This is a genomic window from Enterobacter cloacae complex sp. EB5 (genome assembly GCF_031432835.1).
Lineage (GTDB): Bacteria > Pseudomonadota > Gammaproteobacteria > Enterobacterales > Enterobacteriaceae > Enterobacter > Enterobacter hormaechei_C.
The window spans coordinates 994,407-1,012,741 of sequence record NZ_CP133860.1 but is presented as its reverse complement, the minus strand read 5'-3'; the positions used below and the strand labels follow the sequence as shown (position 1 = coordinate 1,012,741).

Sequence of the window (18,335 nt, the reverse complement as noted above, 5' to 3'; positions counted from 1 at the left end):
ATGATTTGATGGACAAACTTGCTTACGTCCCTGAGGAGGGATGACCCAATGCAAACATGGAAAAAGAAACTGGTTGTATCACAACTTGCATTAGCCTGCACACTGGCTATCGCTTCTCAGGCCAATGCGAAAGATATATCCGGCACGACATATAATACTTTTGGATATGACAATACTGCGTCCACGCCCTGGTATTATGGTTATGCTGACTGGAATTATTCAGATGCCACACATGATGGTGACATTTATCCGGTCGTCAATAAATCAACCGTAAACGGAGTTATTTCGACATACTATCTGGATGATGGTGTCAATGGCCGTGCGAACGCGTTGAGTATTTCTAACAGTACCATTAACGGCATGATCACGTCAGAGTGTATGACCACGACGTGTGCAGATGGCGTAGATACTGACGGCACCGCTCATACCCAGTATGATCGTTTTAGCCTGACCGTTGATAACTCCACCATCAACGATACCTACGAGCATTACGCGTATGATGTCGTTAATGGCGAAACCACTGAAACGCATTATCTGGACACCTATGGTCTGGGTAACGCCATCACCCTGGACGTTGAGTCTGATATCGTTATTCAGAACAACTCCCACATCGCGGGCATCACGCTGACGCAGGGTTACCAGGATCTGGATAACACGCCATACGACGGTGTTGAAGGCGTTGCTAACAGCAGCAATGTCTTTACCGATACGCTGGTGGTGAAAGACTCTGTCCTGACCTCCGGTGCGTACAGCGATCTGGGTACCAGCGGCTTCTACGGTCAAACGGCGAAGCCGAGCGACTACGGTGAAACCAACGCCACGGCTGCCGATGATGCGGCGCTGATCGTTGCGGCTGGCGCGTCTGATAACGCTATGCAGACCACCGCTACCTTCGATCACTCTACCATTACTGGCGATATCCTTTTCTCCAGCACCTTTGATAACAACTTCTACGAGAATGGCGATCCGGCAACGGATACCACCGATGACGGCATCTATAACCCAACTACCAACGGCTGGGATGATACCGACAAGCTGGATGTCACGCTGACCAATGGCAGTAAATGGGTGGGTGCCGCGCAGTCCAGCGTTGAAGCCATCGGCACGGCGCAGATGTATGGTGAAGGCTACAGCAATGTAGACTGGCACGCGCTTTCTCCAAACAGCATTTGGCCTGATTCTACCTTTGACAGCAACGGTCACGTTGCGGGTGAAGAGGTTTATCAGAGCGGCCTGTTCAACGTGGCGCTGGATAACGGTTCCGAGTGGGATACCCGTAAGATCTCCAACATCGACGCGCTGACGGTGAACAACCAGTCTCAGGTCAATGTTGAAAACTCCGGCCTGCTGGCCGATTCCATCACTCTGACCAATGTGTCTAGCCTGAATATCGGCGACAGCGGCGCGGTAGCAACCGACAGCCTGTATCTGGATAGCTACAGCCGTGCGGCACTGACTGAAGAGACAGCTGAGCTGTATGCCAACACCATTACCGTGGACAACGGTGCAGAGCTGGCGCTGGGTCTGGGTCAGGTTGATACACACAATATGGTGCTGACCGATGGCGGTGTGCTCAACGTTGCCAGCCGCGATTATGTGCTGAACAGCGACCTGAACAACGCACGCTATATCACCAACGATCGCTATAAAGCTGACTACGACTATGGTGTTGTCGCGCTGAACTCTGACGGTCATCTGGCGGTGAACGGTGACGTTGCCGGTAACTATAAAGTGCGCATCGACGATGCGACCGGCGCAGGCTCCGTAGCTGACTACAAAAACAAAGAGATCATTCGCGTCTATGACAATAACGCGGATACCGCTGCCAGCTTTACTGCGGCAAACAAAGCTGATTTAGGTGCTTACACCTATCAGGCGCAGCAGAAGGGCGACACCGTTGTTCTCCAGCAGGAAGAGCTGACTGACTACGCCAACATGGCGCTGAGCATTCCTTCTGCTAATACCAACATCTGGAATCTGCAACAGGATACCGTGGGTACCCGTCTGACCAACAGCCGTCATGGCCTGGCAGATAACGGCGGCGCATGGGTGAGCTATTTCGGCGGCAACTTTGACGCGGATAATGGCACCGTTAGCTACGATCAGGACGTAAGCGGCATTATGGTAGGTCTGGATACTCAGATCGACGGTAATAATGCTAAGTGGATTGTCGGTGGTGCGGCTGGTTTCGCGAAGGGTGATATCAGCGATCGTACAGGTCAGGTCGATCAGGACAGCCAGACTGCGATGATCTACGCGTCGGCGAAGTTCATGAATGACATCTTCCTCGACAGCTCCCTGAGCTACACCCGCTTCAACAACGACCTCTCTGCCACCATGAGCAATGGTCAGTATGTTGACGGTAATACCACGACTGACGCCGTTGGTTTCGGAATGAAACTGGGCTATGACTGGAAACCAAACCTGTCTGGCTACGTCACGCCTTACGCGGCGATCTCTGGCCTGTTCCAGTCCGGTGATGACTACCAGTTAAGCAACGACATGCGTATCGATGGTCAGTCTTACGACAGTATGCGTTATGAACTCGGCGTGGATGCAGGTTATACCTTCAACTACGGCGGCGAGCAGGCATTAACGCCTTACTTCAAACTGGCTTACGTGTATGACGATGCCGACAACAATGCTGATATCAACAACGACAGCATTGATAACGGCGTGGAAGGCTCTGCGGTTCGCGTGGGACTGGGCACTCAGTTCAGCTTCACGAAAAACTTCATTGCTTACACTGATGCGACTTATCTGGGCGGCGGCGACGTTGACCAGAACTGGGGAGCAAACCTGGGTGTGAAATATACCTGGTAAGAAAAAAGCGCGGGGGATTTTGCCCCCGCTTTTTTATGTGCTTTAAAAATAATAAAGAACCGACAGATACAGATGACTTGAGGTATGCATGAACGTTAATGCGAAACCACTTTCTGAATTAAGCCGGCTCATAAAGTGTCTGGAAATCGCCGGTACCCCATTTAAGACCGAACCACAACAATTAATAACTACCGGCAATAATGATGATGAACCCTTGACCGTTGTCATACAATCCGGTCTGACTGCCGTCCACCGTAAATCAGACGAATTACTTATGGGTATCGCGCGGGCGCCGTATATCCACGGTTTAAGCGCATGGATAAATGACAACCATCTTGAATATTCTCTGATAGCACAAACACCTTGTAGCGGATTTTATTTGCCAGCCTCTGACGCGTGCCCACTTATTCAGGAAGCGCAACTTTGGCAAGAGGCTTTCTGCTGGCTGTCATGGCTAAACCATTTAATGGGAAAGCGTGATATGCAGTTGGTCGGAAATAACTCCTATAGCCAAATCCGGGCGATGCTGATCAATATGGCCGAGTGGGATGACACGCTACGTTCAAAAATTGGTGTTATGAATCATATTCAGCGTAGCACGCGTATTTCTCGTTCGGTCGTTGCTGAGGTTCTGGCTGCGCTGCGGCAGGGGAACTACATCAATATGAGCCGGGGCAAACTGATCAGTATCAACCGTTTGCCCACGGACTATTGAGATCAGTTAGAGGCCGTAAGCACCTGCGCTTTATTGGCGCTCAGCTCGGCCACCAGATTATTTACGCCATCACTCATATTCACGAAGCGTGTATTTGGCGACCGGGTGACCACCACAAAAGCGCCTACGTTTGATTGCGGAATCATCGCCATGTAGGTGATGAATCCGCCACCTCCACCGGTTTTTTGAATGATCCCCGGTCGGCCATCTTTTGGCGCCATATACACCCAGCCCATGCCGAGGGCATCGGCTTTACCTGGAACATCCATGCCAATGACGCGACGTAGCTGAGCACGCTGGTAGATGAGCGTCTGCATTCGGTCGGCCTGATTGCTGCGCGCGTAAAAATCCGATGAGAGGAACTGTTGCATCCAGCGCATCATGTCGCCAGGCGTAGAGTAAACGCCACCGCTGCCAATGGCGGCCAGCGTGTTATTGCACGGGCTGGCCCCTTTTTCCGCCACCATCAGACGCTTGCACTGGTCCGGGGAGGGGGTGTACGTGGTATCTTTCATCCCGAGCGGACGCGTGATCTGCTCTTCAAACAGTTGAGGGTAGGGCTTACCCGAGGCCGTCGCTAAAGCGTCGGCCAGCAGATCAAACGCCAGGTTAGAATAGCCGGCCTGCGAGCCCGGGGCCGATTTCAGGGTTGCTGTGCTCAGGTAGTTCCAGCGTTGCTCGCGGGTTGGCCAGACAAAGACAGGGCGATGCGCAGCGCCACCGGGCTGTTCTCGCGGCAGGGCGCTGGTATGGGTCGCCAGATTGACCAGTCTGATCGGCGTTCCCTGATATGTCGGAACGCGAGCGCCGGGCGGCGCATATTTGCTGAGCGGATCGTCGAGTTTCACCACGCCCTGATCGAGCAGTTTCACCAGCATTTCGCTGGTCATCAACTTGGTTATCGACGCGATACGGATAACGGAATCCAGCTGCGGACGAACGTTATTTCCCGGCCGTGTTTCACCGAAGCTGCGAAACACCCGTTGGTTACCGTCGATCACGACCAGCGCCATTCCCGTCGCACCGCTGCCGTAATAAATAAGGTTCGCGTAGCGATCGGCAATGTCAGAGGCCAGAACCGGGGCCGTCAGAGGCTGTGCCGCCTGGGCGGTGGACAGGCTCACCGCACACAGCGCGGCGATAGAGAGCAGACAACGTTTCAACGAAAAGCATCCATCAAGTGAATAAGGAAAGTTACGGGTAGTTATACTACTAATCGGCGTCGGGCAATGGCCCGATTTGCATAACGATAGCGAGAAAAACGTAACCGTGGGTAAATTTGAACAATTTACTTGCGGCGTGGCTCCCATTTTGTGACATCGACCGTATGATAGACGCTACGATCGCTGTTGCGAATGAAACGCACCGAAACAATTCCTGAAAACGGGGAAGCGAACTAATAATTCACCCGCAGGTCTCACTTTTTTGCGTGAGCCGGGAGGCTGGCGCAGGCAAGGTTTCGTGTGGCGATATGTTGAACACAGCAACAGCCATAACAACAAGAAGGAAGCACAATGTTTAAGTCTTTTTTCCCAAAGCCGGGGCCCTTTTTCCTGTCGGCATTTATTTGGGCACTGCTGGCTGTCATTTTCTGGCAGGCCGGTGGCGGCGCGTGGCTGACCCGTCTTACGGGGGCAACGGGCGATATTCCCATTAGCGCAGCGCGCTTCTGGTCCATGAGCTATCTGCTTTTCTACGCTTATTACGTGCTCTGCGTAGGGCTTTTTGCCATGTTCTGGTTTGTCTATTCTCCTCACCGCTGGCAATACTGGTCGATTCTCGGCACGTCGTTAATCATCTTTGTCACCTGGTTCCTGGTGGAGGTGGGCGTAGCGGTCAACGCCTGGTATGCGCCGTTTTACGATCTGATCCAGACGGCGTTGAGTTCGCCGCATAAAGTGACCATTAACCAGTTCTACCATGAGGTGGGGATCTTCCTCGGCATCGCCCTCATCGCCGTGGTGATCGGCGTGATGAATAACTTTTTCGTCAGCCACTATGTGTTCCGCTGGCGTACCGCGATGAACGAACACTATATGGCGCACTGGCAGCACCTGCGGCATATCGAAGGTGCCGCACAGCGTGTGCAGGAAGACACCATGCGTTTTGCCTCTACTCTGGAAGATATGGGCGTGAGCTTTATCAACGCCATCATGACGCTGATCGCCTTCCTGCCTGTGCTGGTGACGCTCTCGTCGCACGTTCCGGAGCTGCCGATTGTCGGCCATCTGCCCTACGGCCTGGTGATTGCCGCGATTGTCTGGTCGCTGATGGGAACGGGGCTGCTGGCGGTGGTGGGGATCAAGCTGCCGGGGCTGGAGTTTAAAAACCAGCGCGTGGAAGCGGCCTACCGTAAAGAGCTGGTGTATGGCGAAGACGATGCCAACCGTGCGTCACCGCCTACCGTGCGTGAGCTGTTTGGCGCCGTACGTCGTAACTACTTCCGCCTCTATTTCCATTACATGTATTTCAATATCGCGCGCATTCTTTATCTTCAGGTTGATAACGTTTTCGGGTTGTTCCTGCTGTTCCCGTCCATCGTTGCGGGTACGATTACGCTCGGTCTGATGACCCAAATCACCAACGTCTTTGGTCAGGTTCGCGGTTCGTTCCAGTATCTGATTAGCTCCTGGACTACGCTGGTGGAGCTGATGTCCATCTACAAACGTTTACGCAGTTTCGAGCGTGAGCTGGACGATAAGGACGTGCAGGAAGTTACCCATACATTAGGTTAAAAAGGAATTGCTATGCCATTTGCCGTACCACGTGCATTACCGCTGACGTTACTCGCCGCCTTCGTGCTGGCGGGCTGTGCCGAAAAAGGGGCTGCCCCGCTCAAAGAAGGGGAGAAGCCCGTTGATGTGGCGAGCGTGGTGCGGCAAAAAATGCCCGCCAGCGTGAAGGATCGCAGTGAGTGGGCTGATGCGCTGGCAGCGACCTTCAAAAGCCAGAAGATCGCGCCTACCGAGGAGAATATCTGCTCGGTGCTGGCGGTGGCACAGCAGGAATCGATGTATCAGTCAGATCCTGTTGTGCCTGGCCTGAACAAAATTGCCTGGAAGGAGATCGACCGCCGGGCCGAATCGATGCATATCCCGGTTTTCCTGGTGCATACCGCCCTTAAAATCACCTCGCCAAACGGTAAAAGCTACAGTGAACGGCTGGATACGGTGAAAACCGAGAAGCAGCTCAGCGCCATCTTCGATGATTTCATCAATATGGTGCCGATGGGGCAGAAGCTGTTTGGTTCGCTAAATCCGGTGCATACCGGCGGTCCGATGCAGGTCAGTATCGCATTTGCGGAAAAGCATACCGACGGCTATCCGTGGGATATCGACGGTACGGTGCGTCAGGAGGTCTTCTCCCTGCGCGGTGGGTTGTGGTTTGGGACGTATCACCTGCTGAATTATCCGGCCAACTACGATAAACCGCTGTATCGCTTTGCCGACTTTAACGCGGGCTGGTATGCCAGCCGAAATGCAGCCTTCCAGAATGCGGTAAGCCGCGCCAGCGGTGTGAAGCTCGCTTTGGACGGCGATCTCATTGCTTACGGCAGCAGTGAGGCCGGGACCACCGAACGTGCGGTGCGAAAACTCTCGACGAAGCTGGAGATGAGCAACAGCGACATTCGCCGACAGCTGGAGAAGGGCGACAGCCTGGCGTTTGAGAAAACGGATCTGTATAAGCAGGTCTTTGCGCTGGCCGAGAAGAAAAGTGGGAAGGCATTACCCAGAGCCATTCTGCCAGGCATTCAGCTGGAAAGCCCGAAGATCACGCGTAACCTGACGACCGCCTGGTTCGCGAAACGCGTTGACGATCGTCGGGCACGCTGTATGGGACTGTAATCAGTGGCGGTTGCGCCAGCGCAGGACAAGGGCAATCACGCCCAGAACCATGCTGCCCGCGAGGAAGGGAATGAGTCCAAATACGGTGCTCACGCCTAAACCGATTTCAACGCGCGGGCGGCCTGTATCCTGCACCTGCATCAGATGCTCATATACGCCAGGAGCATGCACCAGCATATTCAGAAGCTGGGTACCTGCCCAGAAACAAAACAGAACAAACAGGGCATAGGCAATATTCCCCGCCGTGGAGGTTTTTGGTTGTTTTCCGCCAAAAATCGGTTTCGACAATGTAAAGTCTGCCATAAGACCTCCCGAAAATATCACTCTGTTTTAATACGCGTCGTACAGGGTGAGTGTGACAGGTCATAGCATTTGTCAATATCAGAATCGTGGGAAATTGGGTTCAGGATTTCTCCTGGATTGTCGAATTCTGCATCACGTCACAAATTGATAACATAAGTGAAACTGCGCTGCTTTTCAGAATTTACGTATCCGCCACAGACGCCTTGATCAAACTGTGAGAGGATAGTTTTTTTTCTGCCGGAGTTGTCATGAAGCTCACTTCCAAACTACGCCGTGACTGGCATTACTACGCCTTTGCGATCGGGCTGATCTTTATTCTCAACGGTGTTGTCGGGCTGCTGGGATTTGAAGCGAAAGGCTGGCAAACCTATGCGGTTGGGCTGGTGACCTGGGTAATCAGTTTCTGGCTGGCGGGATTCATTATCCGCCGTCGTCCCGATGAGACGACGACGGCAGAGAAAGCCGACTAACCGTTAGTTAACGGAGCTTTTCAGGGCGCTGTCAGCGGCGTGACGCTCCAGCGCCAGTTCAATCAGACGGGTGATCAGTTCCGGATAGCTTATCCCGCTGGCCTGCCACAGTTTCGGGTACATGCTGATATTGGTAAAGCCCGGCAGGGTGTTGATTTCGTTAATCACCACCTCGTTTTCCGGCGTCAGAAACACGTCGACGCGCGCCATCCCACAGCATCCCAGCGCCTGATAGGCTTCAACGGCGATCGCGCGGATCTTGTCGTTAACGTCAGGATCGAGCGCGGCGGGAACCACAACCTGGGCACCTTTGTCGTCAATATATTTGGTGTCGTAGGAATAGAAGTCGCTGTTCAACACGACTTCACCGCAGGTACTCGCCTGCGGGAAGTCGTTGCCCAGTACGGCGCACTCAATTTCGCGTCCGTTTATTCCCTGCTCAACCACCACCTTATGGTCAAACTCAAAGGCCAGACGAACGGCATCGTTAAACTGCGCTTCGCTGGTGACTTTGCTGACGCCGACGGACGAGCCCTGATTCGCTGGTTTCACAAACAGCGGCAGGCCGAGTTGCGCCTGGATCTGCGCGAAGCTGTGTTTATCGCGGTTGGCGCGAGTAAGCGTCACGAACGGCGCAATATTCAGACCGGCGTCACGCAGGAGACGTTTTGTGACGTCTTTATCCATGCAGGCGGCAGAGCCCAGCACATCAGAACCGACAAACGGCAGGTTCGCCATCCGCAGCATGCCTTGCAAGGAGCCGTCTTCGCCCAGCGTGCCGTGAACAATAGGGAACACCACGTCAATCTGTGCCAGCGCCTGCGCGTTCCCGGCATCGATAAGCTGTCCCTGTTCCACGCCTGGAACCGTTGCGACGCTGATATCAGAAGGATTAAGGGCAATGTGCGCCGGATCGTCAGCGTGTAACAGATACTGGCTGGCATCGTTAACATGCCACTGGCCCTGTTTATCAATGCCCAACAGCACCACGTCAAAACGGCTTTTATCAATCGCATCAACGATATTTTTAGCCGATTGCAACGACACCTCGTGCTCTGCCGATTTTCCCCCAAAGACAATACCTACGCGCTGCTTTGCCATCTCACTCTCTTCCAGTCTGACGAAAAGCCAATAACATACCACGATGCCCGGCGGGTTTCGCGGCCTTCTGCCATAATGTTTTGAGGGATGCTGAAGGGGGGCGCGTGAAAGGAAAAGGTCTGTTTATTCTTATTGTTATTGCCGGGATCGCCACGGTGGGCTACCGCTGGCTGCCGCCGCATTACAACCCTTTCGTGCCGCTTACGCTTGACGATCCTCCCGGAAAAATAACCCAGTTTAAACTTCGGCGTTTAACACCGCAGGCGTGCGAAAGCCTGTTAGCGCAGGCGAATCAACGCCAGCTTATCCGTACCCAGGCTGTCGCTGACAGCGCCGGGGAGTGTCCGCTGAGTAACGTGGTGCGCGTGCGCGATTTTGGCCCGGTCAGCCTGAACAGCAGCTTTCTGGCCAGTTGCCCGCTGGCGTTAAGTTCGGCGCTGTTTATCAGCCAGCAGGCCCGGCCGCTCACTAAAACCTGGACGGGAAGCGAGCTTACCCGTATTGAACATCTGGGCAGCTTTGCCTGCCGCAATATCTACAGCCGCCCGGATGCGCGGCGCAGCGAACATGCCACGGCGGATGCGCTGGATATCAGCGCTTTCAGGCTGGCAAATGGACATCGCGTTACCGTCCTGAACGGCTGGAAAGCGGAAAAGACGCAGCCCTGGCTACAGGCACTGCTCTCGGCAAGCTGTGGTTATTACGGTAACGGTCTGGGACCGGACTATAATGCCGCCCATGCCAACCATTTCCATCTGGGGATGCGCGGATATGGATTATGTCGATGAAGCATAATCTTCCGCCTAAATTTGGATAAATTGTGACTTATTTCACAAATATGATGACTGGGAAGATAAAACACCAAAGTCTGCAAGGCCGCATCTCTGGCGCTATGTCATTGCGCGTAACTTGCTAATCTGTCGGCGAATTCGCCTAAAAATGAAGACTATTTCTGTTATGGTATCCTGGAAAGTTAACCTCATTTCAGTCTGGTTCGGCTGCTTCTTCACCGGACTGGCTATCAGCCAGATATTGCCCTTCCTGCCGCTGTATGTGTCGCAGTTGGGGGTCACTTCCCATGAAGCGCTCTCCATGTGGTCCGGCCTGACGTTCAGCGTGACGTTTCTGGTCTCCGCCATTGTGTCGCCGATGTGGGGTAGCCTGGCGGATCGCAAGGGGCGCAAGTTGATGCTGCTCCGCGCCTCGCTGGGGATGGCGATAGCCATTTTGCTCCAGGCCTTCGCCACCAACGTCTGGCAGCTGTTTATTCTGCGGGCGATAATGGGGCTGACCTCCGGTTACATTCCGAATGCCATGGCGCTGGTGGCCTCACAGGTACCGCGTGAGCGAAGCGGCTGGGCGCTCAGCACGCTTTCCACCGCCCAGATCAGCGGGGTCATTGGCGGCCCGCTGCTCGGCGGCTTCCTGGCTGACCATGTTGGGCTGCGTGCGGTCTTTATCATTACCGCGATCCTGCTGACGATCAGCTTTCTGGTCACCCTTTTTCTGATTAAAGAGGGCGGGCGGCCTGTTGTCAGTAAATCCGAACGCCTGAGCGGAAAAGCGGTTTTCGCCTCGCTGCCGTATCCTGGCCTGATGATTAGCCTCTTTGTGACGACGATGGTGATCCAGCTTTGTAACGGCTCGGTGGGGCCGATTCTGGCGCTGTTTATCAAGTCGATGGCGCCGGACAGCAGCAACATTGCGTTTCTGAGCGGGATGATTGCCGCCGTGCCTGGCGTGTCGGCGCTGATGTCCGCTCCGCGTCTGGGGAAACTGGGCGACAGGATCGGTACGGCACGTATTCTGATGGCAACGCTCATCATTGCGGTGATCCTTTTCTTTGCCATGTCATTCGTCACCACACCTCTTCAGTTGGGCATCCTGCGCTTCCTGCTTGGCTTCGCGGATGGCGCCATGTTGCCCGCTGTTCAGACGCTGCTGGTGAAATATTCCAGTGACCAGGTAACCGGCCGTATTTTTGGCTACAACCAGTCGTTCATGTATTTAGGCAACGTAGCGGGCCCGCTTATTGGCGCCTCGGTCTCGGCGATGGCGGGTTTCCGCTGGGTATTTGCCGCGACGGCGGTGGTGGTGCTTCTGAATATTATTCAACTGGCCTTTGCCTTGCGCCGTCGCAGGCGAATCGCTGAGGCTAAGTCGGCCCGGTAAACACGATAATATATTATTTATTCTTATGAACGCCGCATTTTTATATAACGAAATGCGGCGCCTTTCTTTTAGAAAAACGTTTCGCTTTCGCGCTGAAATATCTTTTTTGGCAGCGACGTCACTTTTGCATAAGATAAAGCCAATCCATGCTTTTCATTATTCAGTGAGGGTGTTAATTTCAGGGGAAATCACATAAGGAAATAGCACCATGAAAAATCTCATTGCTGAGTTGTTGGTTAAGCTTGCCCAAAAGGAAGAAGAGTCGAAAGAGCTGGTTGCCCAGGTCGAGGCGCTGGAAATCGTTGTGACGGCGCTGCTGCGACAGATGGCAAAGCCGGAGCAGGAGGCGTTGATTGACAACGTTGAAGGTGCGCTGGAAAAAGCGCGTCCTGATTCCCAGGTGCCTGCGGAAGATGCGGAGCTGCTTCAGCAATACGTAAAGAAGCTTTTAAGGCATCCTCGCAGCTAACCTGCCTGAGGTGAAATGACGTGTCACAGAATTGTCATGCAGGATGCCTGGCGTCGCTCTGTTTTTATTTTTACACATTTATGCAGGGGGAATTAAATTGAGACAGAGCACACTTTTCACCGCATAATTTCTGCTATTAATTACCGCCTCCCTTCCGGCGAAACCGGATAATGATCATTGTGTCGCTACAGGGCTGAAATAACCGGGAAGCCCGGCGAAAATCAGGGCCGCAGGGTGGTTTTTTTTCCGTAACGAACCAGACTTAACGTGGAACTTCACATAAAGGATGGTGCAATGAAAACAACAATACTGGTTACCCTGCTCTCTGGCCTGTGTCTGATGGCCTCAGCACACGCGGAAGAGAAAACGTTAACGCCCCAGCAGCAACGCATGACTACCTGTAACCAACAGGCGACATCGCAAAGCCTGAAAGGGGATGCCCGTAAAACGTACATGAGCGACTGCCTTAAAAATGGTGCGGCTAAACCCGGTGAAAAAAGCCTGACCCCGCAGCAGCAAAAAATGCGCGAGTGCAACGCCCAGGCGACACAGCAGATGCTGAAAGGCGACGATCGCAGCAAGTTCATGAGCGCGTGCCTGAAAAAACAGGCGTAGTGCTAACGGGTGAGTCACGGCTGTGGCTCACCCAAAATTTCATACTTTCCCCGCTATCCCCCTCTCTATAATTTGGGAAAATGTTTCAGAATATTCCCAAAAATGATGAATGATGAGTTTTATGACAATCACGAGAACATTCGGGAAGCCTGGCACCAGCAGCTTACTCAGGATGATTCATACCGTTCCGGTCTGCGATTTGCACGGCGGTTACGGCTGGCACGCATCGTCGGTCTGGCGGCACTGTTTATTCCGCTTGCCAGCGTTCTGGTGAGTCAGTTTCTTTCCGGCGTCTGGTGGTTGTTGCTGGTGGGCTGGGTCTTTGTCTGGCCCCATCTGGCCTGGCAACTGGCTTTTCGTTCGGCTGAACCCAACAGCAGTGAAATCGTTAATCTGAAAATCGATGCCATTATTGCCGGTGTCTGGATGGGGCTAACAGGGTGCAGTGCGCTGCCAACGGCGGCGCTGATCATGATGATCGGCATGAATATGATGGGATCGGGGGGGTGCCGGTTATTTCTGACAGGACTGGCGCTGCTTGCTCTGTCTGCCTTGTTGACCGTGCAATCCACGGGTACTCCTGTGCTATTGACCTCTGAACCGCTGGCGTTGTGGCTGACGCTCCCCGTGCTGGTGGTCTACCCCATGCTGTTTGCCTGGCTCAGCCACCGCACGGCGATCCGGCTGGCAGAGCATAAGCGTCGGCTTGAGCTGATGAGTACCCGCGACGGCATGACCGGGGTGTTCAATCGCCGTCACTGGGAAACGCTGCTGCGTAATGAATTTGATGCCTGCCGTCGCAGCCATCGACAGGCGACGATATTGCTCATTGATATCGATCACTTCAAGACGATCAATGACACCTGGGGGCATGACGTGGGGGATGAAGCGATTGTTGCCATCACGCGCCAGCTTCAGTTGACCCTGCGCTCAGGCGATTATATTGGTCGCTTTGGTGGGGATGAGTTCGCGGTGATCATGTCCGGCACGCCTGCCGACAGCGCGATTGCAGCGATGTCGCGCGTCCATGAACGGCTGGTCAACATGCCGCTGCACGGAGCACCAACGGCGAGGTTATGTATCAGCGTTGGGGTTGCCCCTTGGGGGGCGCAGTTCACCCACTATCGTGAATGGCTAAAGGCGGCAGACGTGGCCCTCTATAAAGCCAAAAATGCCGGACGGGGCCGCACCGAAGTGGCCGCCTGACGCCCGGCGTAGCGCATCAGGACTTACTGAGCTTCTCTGATTTTTCCATGCATTTTTGCATCGCCTCGATCACGGCAGAGCGGAACCCACGATCTTCCAGCACGCGTACGGCTTCAATGGTGGTGCCCCCCGGCGAGCACACCATATCTTTCAGTTCGCCCGGATGTTTACCCGTTTCCAGCACCATTTTGGCCGAACCCATCACCGCCTGCGCTGCAAATTTGTAGGCCTGCGCGCGAGGCATTCCACCCAGTACGGCGGCATCGGCCATGGCTTCGATAAACATAAAAACATACGCCGGGGCAGAGCCGCTCACGCCGACCACCGGGTGGATCATCGGTTCGGCAATCACTTCCGCTTCGCCGAAGCAGCGGAAGATATTCAGTACATCTGCCACGTCTTCAGAAGTGACCAGCGCGTTCGGGGTGACGGAGGTCATACCGGCATTCACCAGCGACGGGGTGTTTGGCATGGCGCGAACAATCTTACGGTCGTGGCCCAGCGCGCGGGCGAGCTGGTCGAGGGTAACGCCTGCGGCAATCGACACCACCAGGGTCTCTTTGTTAAGGCTGGAGGTGATCTCGCTCAGGACTTTAATCATGATATTCGGCTTAACGGCGCCAAAGACAATATCCGCCACCTGAGCCACTTCCTGCGCGCTTTCGGCTGCGTTGACGCCATACTCATCACGCAGCGCCGCGACTTTATCCGGGGATGGGGTATAGACCCAAATCTGCCCCGGCAGTACCTGCCCGCTGGCAATCAGTCCGCCGAGGATAGCTTTACCCATGTTTCCGCAGCCGATAAACCCGATTTTCTTATCCATCACGTCTCTCCGTTATTATGCGTTGTTATCTCTCACAGATAGCTTAACAACGAAATGCAGGCGACAATAGTCGCCAGAATCATAATGGGGAGAGACGATGGCGATTTGGGTTGATGCGGACGCGTGTCCGAATGTGATTAAAGAGATTTTATTTCGTGCTGCCGAGCGCGTGCAGATGCCGCTGACGCTGGTGGCGAACCAGAATATCCGCGTGCCGCCCTCCAGATACATCCGTTCTCTGCGCGTTCCGGCCGGGTTTGACGTGGCGGATAACGAGATAGTACGCCTGTGTGACGCAGGAGATCTGGTGATCACCGCGGATATCCCGCTGGCTGCCGATGTGCTGGCGAAAGGGGCGGCGGCGCTGAACCCGCGCGGAGAACGCTATTCACCGGCAACGATCCGGGAGAAGCTCACCATGCGTGATTTTATGGATACGCTTCGTTCCAGCGGCGTGCAAACCGGTGGGCCGGACAGCCTGTCGCAGCGCGATCGCCAGCAGTTTGCCGCCGAGCTGGATAAATGGCTGCTGGAAGTGAAGCGCCGCCCGGCTTAGCCCACCTCCGGGCGGTTTTGTGGTACAGTGTGGCTTCCACAGGCTTGTCATTCCGTACCGCTTTGCAGTAAAGTTAGCGCAACATCTACTGCAATCATTTCTTTACAGCCTTCAGTTATCCGGCAGCAAGGGGAACACCTGGTTATGAACCCACCCATCTTTTTAGTTGGCCCTCGCGGCTGTGGGAAAACCACCGTTGGTCTGGAGCTGGCGCGTCTGTGCCAGAGTCAGTTTGTCGATACTGACCACTGGCTCCAGGAGAATGCCGGTAAGACCATCGCCGATATCGTAGAGGATGAGGGGTGGGAGAGCTTTCGTGCGCGTGAAACAGCCACGCTGGAAGCGGTGACCGCGCCGTCAACCGTGATTGCGACCGGTGGGGGCATTATTCTGGCGCCGTATAATCGCCAGTTTATGCGCGAAAAGGGTGTCGTGATCTACCTTTGTGCACCGGTCTCTACGCTGGTGGGGCGGCTGGAGGCGTTTCCGGAAGAGGGGCAGCGCCCGGCGCTGACCGCGAAACCGCTGAGTGAAGAGGTCAGCGACGTCCTTGCCGAACGCGATGCACTGTACCGCGAGGCGGCACACCACGTTGTGGATGCGTCGGCGTCACCCGAGAAAGTTGCGATTCAGATTATTACCGCCCTGCGTTTGGCTTGCGCCAGCTAACAGCCGTCTATACTCATAGCTCAGACATAAAAAAAGGATGAGCTATGCCAACCAGACCTCCCTATCCACGTGAAGCCCGCATCGTTACCGTTGAAAAAGGTAACGGCGATCAGACCGTAACCTGGTACCAGCTGCGTGCCGATCACCCTAAACCTGATTCGCTGATCAGCGAACATGAAACCGAACAGGAAGCGCTGGATGCGAAACGGCGCTATGAGGATCCTGAGAAGTCCTGACAGGAATCCGAATTCGTTACAACCGTGCCTGAATCACACTTTTAACTTATCGCTGATGTTAAGCAGCAGTTAATATTTAGTTATTACAGGTGGATTCGGAAAGGCCAGTCGATCTTTACATTACGATGTAGAGATCCCCTGCTACGCTTGGTGCTGTTTTGTTGAATAAATGAACAGTGCAGCGTAGTGAGCCTGTACCTGTGTGGCAGTTGTGGTAGTAACGGAAGGCGATCAAAATGAAGGCGACGTTGGCGATCCTCACGATTGGTGTGGTGCCTGTAAGCGAAGTATTACCGCTCTTAACCGAGCATGTCTCTGAACAACAAATTACGCATCTCAGTCTGTTAGGGAAGCTCAGTCGGGAAGAGGTCATGGAAGACTACGCGGTCGGAGAGGGGGAAGATCCCCTGGCAACGTTACTCAGTGACGGTAAACTGGCGCATGTGTCGCGCCAGAAAATCGAGCGCGCGCTACAGGGCGTGATCGAAGTGCTCGACAATCAGGACTATGACGTCATTTTGCTGATGAGCACGGCACCCGTTAAAGGGCTCAGCGCGCGTAATGCCATTCTGCTCGAACCGATGCGGATTATCCCCCCGCTGGTGGCCTCAATTGTTGATGGTCATCAGGTTGGGGTCATCGTTCCCGTTGAGGAACTGCTGGATAACCAGACGGTGAAGTGGGCTGCGCTGGAGCACACCCCGCTGTACGCGCTGGCAAACCCGTTCTGGGACAGCGAAGCGAAGCTGATTGCGGCCGGGCAGGAGTTGATCGACAGAGGGGCGGATGTCCTGATGCTCGACTGCCTGGGCTTCCATCAGCGGCATCGTGATTTACTGCAAAAGGCGCTGGATGTTCCGGTGCTGCTCTCTAACGTCCTGATGGCGCGCCTGGCGTCAGAATTACTGGTGTAATGATTTTGCGTGACAGGTCATGAGCATGGCCCCTATAGTTGATTTTTCTCTATAAATATAAGGGCCAGTTCATGCTTCAAAGTAACGAATACTTTTCCGGTAAAGTGAAATCCATTGGTTTTACCAGCAGCACCACTGGCCGCGCCAGTGTCGGCGTCATGGCGGAAGGGGAATACACCTTTGGCACCGCAGAAGCGGAAGAGATGACGGTGGTCAGCGGCGCGCTGAACGTCCTGCTGCCGGGTGAAACGGAGTGGAAAGTCTATAGTGCCGGGCAGGTCTTCAACGTGCCGGGCCACAGCGAGTTCCATTTACAGGTTGCAGAGCCAACCTCTTATCTGTGCCGCTATCTGAAATAAAAGCATGCCGGGTGGCGCATTCGCTTACCCGGCCTGCGTTTTGCCTGTCAGCGCTGCGCTTCGCCGCCGAGACCTTCCACCAGGTTCTGAATCAGCGCCGCCAGCTCGCCGGTCATCAGGATAAAGTCTGCGTCAAAGCGCTGAGCATAATCTTCGCGGTCGATATCTTCGTTCTGATCGCGCAGTTCATCACAGAACTTAAGGCGCTTCACGGAGCCGTCATCACACATCACAAACTGAATGCGCTGCTGCCAGTCGAGTGCCAGTTTGGTCACCACTTTGCCCGCTTCAATGTGCACGGCGATTTCGTCGCTCACCAGATCCTGCTTCTTCGCGCGGATCACGCCGCCATCTTCCAGCAGCGCTTTGAGCTCTGCTTCATCAAGGATCTGGAAGCCCTGCGCAGCAGTCCCGCTGCGCACCCACTCGGTCAGGGTCAGCTCAATCGGCGTTTCCAGCGCCAGCGGTACCACCGGTAATGAGCCAAGGCTCTTACGCAGCAGCGCCAGGGTATCTTCCGCTTTTTTGGCGCTGGCGCAGTCCACCATAATCAGCCCGTTCACGGTGTCGATCCACATCATGGTCTGGCTAAAGCGGCTAAAGGCGCGCGGCAGCAGCGAGTGCAGCACTTCATCCTTCAGCGAATCTTTTTCGGTTTTTTTAAGCTTACGGCCCTGTTCAGCTTCCAGCTTGAAGATCTTCGCTTCGAGCGCCTGCTTAACCACGGGCGTCGGTAAGATCTTCTCTTCTTTACGGGCGCAAACGATGATTTGCCCCGTGCTGCTGGCGTGGGTCAGCGCATCGCTTTGAGAACCCATTGGCGGAACCCAGCCGGTTTTTGCCATATCCTGGCTACCGCAAGGGGTAAAGGAGTAAGCGGCTAACTGTTTTTCCATCTCTTCTGCACGCAGCGAAACGTCGCGGCTGAGACGGTAAACCATCAAATTTTTGAACCACAGCATGATAATTTCCACGGCCTTGTCGTTAAATCAGCGGGCATGATAACGAATTGTCGCATCGCTTGCATTGCTAATCGGGAAGCGGGCTTCTACTCTG

At 54.4% G+C, this 18,335-nt stretch carries 20 protein-coding genes; 15 read left to right on the top strand and 5 right to left on the bottom strand.

The genetic code is table 11. The features are described from left to right. Positions 1–48: 48 nt before the first annotated feature. Positions 49–2,823, top strand: coding sequence for an autotransporter outer membrane beta-barrel domain-containing protein (locus tag RHN82_RS04910; protein WP_047051166.1), 2,775 nt, complete (start codon positions 49–51; stop codon positions 2,821–2,823). Positions 2,824–2,911: 88 nt separating this feature from the next. Further along, the gene (locus tag RHN82_RS04905) at positions 2,912–3,538 is read left to right on the top strand and encodes a helix-turn-helix domain-containing protein (protein ID WP_047051165.1); all 627 of its coding nucleotides are present in this window, start codon (positions 2,912–2,914) and stop codon (positions 3,536–3,538) included. 2 nt (positions 3,539–3,540) lie between these two features. Here RHN82_RS04905 and ampH read toward each other — a convergent pair whose 3' ends face one another. Next, positions 3,541–4,701, bottom strand: a complete 1,161-nt coding sequence (ampH, locus tag RHN82_RS04900; protein ID WP_032652680.1) for a D-alanyl-D-alanine-carboxypeptidase/endopeptidase AmpH — start codon at positions 4,699–4,701, stop codon at positions 3,541–3,543. Between the two features lie 351 nt (positions 4,702–5,052). On the opposite strand from ampH, the gene sbmA reads away from it, so the two are divergent. Beyond that, positions 5,053–6,273 (top strand): peptide antibiotic transporter SbmA, encoded by a 1,221-nt coding sequence (sbmA, locus tag RHN82_RS04895; protein WP_003859162.1) that lies wholly within the window; start codon positions 5,053–5,055, stop codon positions 6,271–6,273. Between the two features lie 12 nt (positions 6,274–6,285). After that, the gene (locus RHN82_RS04890; protein WP_017383149.1) at positions 6,286–7,383 is read left to right on the top strand and encodes a DUF1615 domain-containing protein; all 1,098 of its coding nucleotides are present in this window, start codon (positions 6,286–6,288) and stop codon (positions 7,381–7,383) included. On the opposite strand, the gene RHN82_RS04885 is transcribed toward RHN82_RS04890, so the two are convergent. After that, positions 7,384–7,686, bottom strand: a complete 303-nt coding sequence (locus RHN82_RS04885) for a DUF2755 family protein (protein ID WP_003859159.1) — start codon at positions 7,684–7,686, stop codon at positions 7,384–7,386. 248 nt (positions 7,687–7,934) lie between these two features. Between RHN82_RS04885 and RHN82_RS04880 the strand changes: the two genes are divergently transcribed. Beyond that, positions 7,935–8,156 (top strand): DUF2754 domain-containing protein, encoded by a 222-nt coding sequence (locus tag RHN82_RS04880; protein WP_015571318.1) that lies wholly within the window; start codon positions 7,935–7,937, stop codon positions 8,154–8,156. Between the two features lie 3 nt (positions 8,157–8,159). Here the strand turns inward: RHN82_RS04880 and ddlA are convergent, their stop codons facing one another. Continuing rightward, complete coding sequence (gene ddlA / locus RHN82_RS04875; RefSeq protein ID WP_047051164.1) at positions 8,160–9,257, bottom strand: D-alanine--D-alanine ligase; 1,098 nt, start codon at positions 9,255–9,257, stop codon at positions 8,160–8,162. Positions 9,258–9,361: 104 nt separating this feature from the next. Here ddlA and RHN82_RS04870 point away from each other — a divergent pair, with 104 nt between their 5' ends. The 5 genes from RHN82_RS04870 to adrA all read left to right on the top strand — a co-directional run bounded on the left by RHN82_RS04870 (position 9,362) and on the right by adrA (position 13,719). Then, the gene (locus RHN82_RS04870; RefSeq protein WP_047051163.1) at positions 9,362–10,045 is read left to right on the top strand and encodes an extensin family protein; all 684 of its coding nucleotides are present in this window, start codon (positions 9,362–9,364) and stop codon (positions 10,043–10,045) included. 169 nt (positions 10,046–10,214) lie between these two features. Next, the gene (locus tag RHN82_RS04865; protein ID WP_047051162.1) at positions 10,215–11,429 is read left to right on the top strand and encodes a multidrug efflux MFS transporter; all 1,215 of its coding nucleotides are present in this window, start codon (positions 10,215–10,217) and stop codon (positions 11,427–11,429) included. A 208-nt stretch (positions 11,430–11,637) separates the two neighbouring features. Beyond that, a complete protein-coding gene (iraP, locus tag RHN82_RS04860) occupies positions 11,638–11,898 on the top strand; it encodes an anti-adapter protein IraP (RefSeq protein WP_003859148.1) in 261 nt (86 codons plus the stop codon). A gap of 294 nt (positions 11,899–12,192) precedes the next feature. Further along, positions 12,193–12,513, top strand: a complete 321-nt coding sequence (gene psiF / locus RHN82_RS04855) for a phosphate starvation-inducible protein PsiF (protein ID WP_048981818.1) — start codon at positions 12,193–12,195, stop codon at positions 12,511–12,513. A 102-nt stretch (positions 12,514–12,615) separates the two neighbouring features. Next, positions 12,616–13,719: a diguanylate cyclase AdrA gene (gene adrA, locus RHN82_RS04850; protein ID WP_047051160.1), complete on the top strand. Its 1,104-nt coding sequence runs from the start codon at positions 12,616–12,618 to the stop codon at positions 13,717–13,719. Between the two features lie 16 nt (positions 13,720–13,735). Here the strand turns inward: adrA and proC are convergent, their stop codons facing one another. Continuing rightward, on the bottom strand, positions 13,736–14,545 hold the full coding sequence (proC, locus tag RHN82_RS04845) for a pyrroline-5-carboxylate reductase (RefSeq protein WP_045334495.1): 810 nt from the start codon (positions 14,543–14,545) through the stop codon (positions 13,736–13,738). Positions 14,546–14,642: 97 nt separating this feature from the next. Between proC and RHN82_RS04840 the strand changes: the two genes are divergently transcribed. The 5 genes from RHN82_RS04840 (at position 14,643) to ppnP (ending at position 17,279) form a co-directional block, all read left to right on the top strand. Then, positions 14,643–15,101, top strand: a complete 459-nt coding sequence (locus tag RHN82_RS04840; protein WP_003859141.1) for a YaiI/YqxD family protein — start codon at positions 14,643–14,645, stop codon at positions 15,099–15,101. Between the two features lie 144 nt (positions 15,102–15,245). Next, a complete protein-coding gene (aroL, locus tag RHN82_RS04835; protein ID WP_017383154.1) occupies positions 15,246–15,770 on the top strand; it encodes a shikimate kinase AroL in 525 nt (174 codons plus the stop codon). Positions 15,771–15,814: 44 nt separating this feature from the next. Continuing rightward, positions 15,815–16,006, top strand: a complete 192-nt coding sequence (gene yaiA, locus RHN82_RS04830; protein ID WP_003859135.1) for a protein YaiA — start codon at positions 15,815–15,817, stop codon at positions 16,004–16,006. 236 nt (positions 16,007–16,242) lie between these two features. Beyond that, positions 16,243–16,920: an AroM family protein gene (locus RHN82_RS04825; RefSeq protein ID WP_003859133.1), complete on the top strand. Its 678-nt coding sequence runs from the start codon at positions 16,243–16,245 to the stop codon at positions 16,918–16,920. A gap of 71 nt (positions 16,921–16,991) precedes the next feature. Beyond that, complete coding sequence (gene ppnP, locus RHN82_RS04820) at positions 16,992–17,279, top strand: pyrimidine/purine nucleoside phosphorylase (RefSeq protein WP_047051189.1); 288 nt, start codon at positions 16,992–16,994, stop codon at positions 17,277–17,279. A gap of 47 nt (positions 17,280–17,326) precedes the next feature. On the opposite strand, the gene rdgC is transcribed toward ppnP, so the two are convergent. Next, the gene (gene rdgC, locus RHN82_RS04815; RefSeq protein ID WP_006809928.1) at positions 17,327–18,241 is read right to left on the bottom strand and encodes a recombination-associated protein RdgC; all 915 of its coding nucleotides are present in this window, start codon (positions 18,239–18,241) and stop codon (positions 17,327–17,329) included. Between the last annotated feature and the right edge of the window lie 94 nt (positions 18,242–18,335).

What these genes read in the sequence shown, in the direction of transcription:
- sbmA (WP_003859162.1), top strand. Translation starts at nt 5,053, where the DNA reads ATGTTTAAGTCTTTTTTCCCAAAGCCGGGGCCCTTTTTCCTGTCGGCA.
- yaiA (WP_003859135.1), top strand. Translation starts at nt 15,815, where the DNA reads ATGCCAACCAGACCTCCCTATCCACGTGAAGCCCGCATCGTTACCGTT.
- psiF (WP_048981818.1), top strand. Translation starts at nt 12,193, where the DNA reads ATGAAAACAACAATACTGGTTACCCTGCTCTCTGGCCTGTGTCTGATG.
- RHN82_RS04825 (WP_003859133.1), top strand. Translation starts at nt 16,243, where the DNA reads ATGAAGGCGACGTTGGCGATCCTCACGATTGGTGTGGTGCCTGTAAGC.
- RHN82_RS04880 (WP_015571318.1), top strand. Translation starts at nt 7,935, where the DNA reads ATGAAGCTCACTTCCAAACTACGCCGTGACTGGCATTACTACGCCTTT.
- RHN82_RS04885 (WP_003859159.1), bottom strand. Translation starts at nt 7,686, where the DNA reads ATGGCAGACTTTACATTGTCGAAACCGATTTTTGGCGGAAAACAACCA.
- RHN82_RS04840 (WP_003859141.1), top strand. Translation starts at nt 14,643, where the DNA reads ATGGCGATTTGGGTTGATGCGGACGCGTGTCCGAATGTGATTAAAGAG.
- proC (WP_045334495.1), bottom strand. Translation starts at nt 14,545, where the DNA reads ATGGATAAGAAAATCGGGTTTATCGGCTGCGGAAACATGGGTAAAGCT.
- rdgC (WP_006809928.1), bottom strand. Translation starts at nt 18,241, where the DNA reads ATGCTGTGGTTCAAAAATTTGATGGTTTACCGTCTCAGCCGCGACGTT.
- ppnP (WP_047051189.1), top strand. Translation starts at nt 16,992, where the DNA reads ATGCTTCAAAGTAACGAATACTTTTCCGGTAAAGTGAAATCCATTGGT.
- RHN82_RS04905 (WP_047051165.1), top strand. Translation starts at nt 2,912, where the DNA reads ATGAACGTTAATGCGAAACCACTTTCTGAATTAAGCCGGCTCATAAAG.
- RHN82_RS04910 (WP_047051166.1), top strand. Translation starts at nt 49, where the DNA reads ATGCAAACATGGAAAAAGAAACTGGTTGTATCACAACTTGCATTAGCC.
- RHN82_RS04890 (WP_017383149.1), top strand. Translation starts at nt 6,286, where the DNA reads ATGCCATTTGCCGTACCACGTGCATTACCGCTGACGTTACTCGCCGCC.
- RHN82_RS04865 (WP_047051162.1), top strand. Translation starts at nt 10,215, where the DNA reads ATGGTATCCTGGAAAGTTAACCTCATTTCAGTCTGGTTCGGCTGCTTC.
- iraP (WP_003859148.1), top strand. Translation starts at nt 11,638, where the DNA reads ATGAAAAATCTCATTGCTGAGTTGTTGGTTAAGCTTGCCCAAAAGGAA.
- adrA (WP_047051160.1), top strand. Translation starts at nt 12,616, where the DNA reads ATGATGAATGATGAGTTTTATGACAATCACGAGAACATTCGGGAAGCC.
- ddlA (WP_047051164.1), bottom strand. Translation starts at nt 9,257, where the DNA reads ATGGCAAAGCAGCGCGTAGGTATTGTCTTTGGGGGAAAATCGGCAGAG.
- aroL (WP_017383154.1), top strand. Translation starts at nt 15,246, where the DNA reads ATGAACCCACCCATCTTTTTAGTTGGCCCTCGCGGCTGTGGGAAAACC.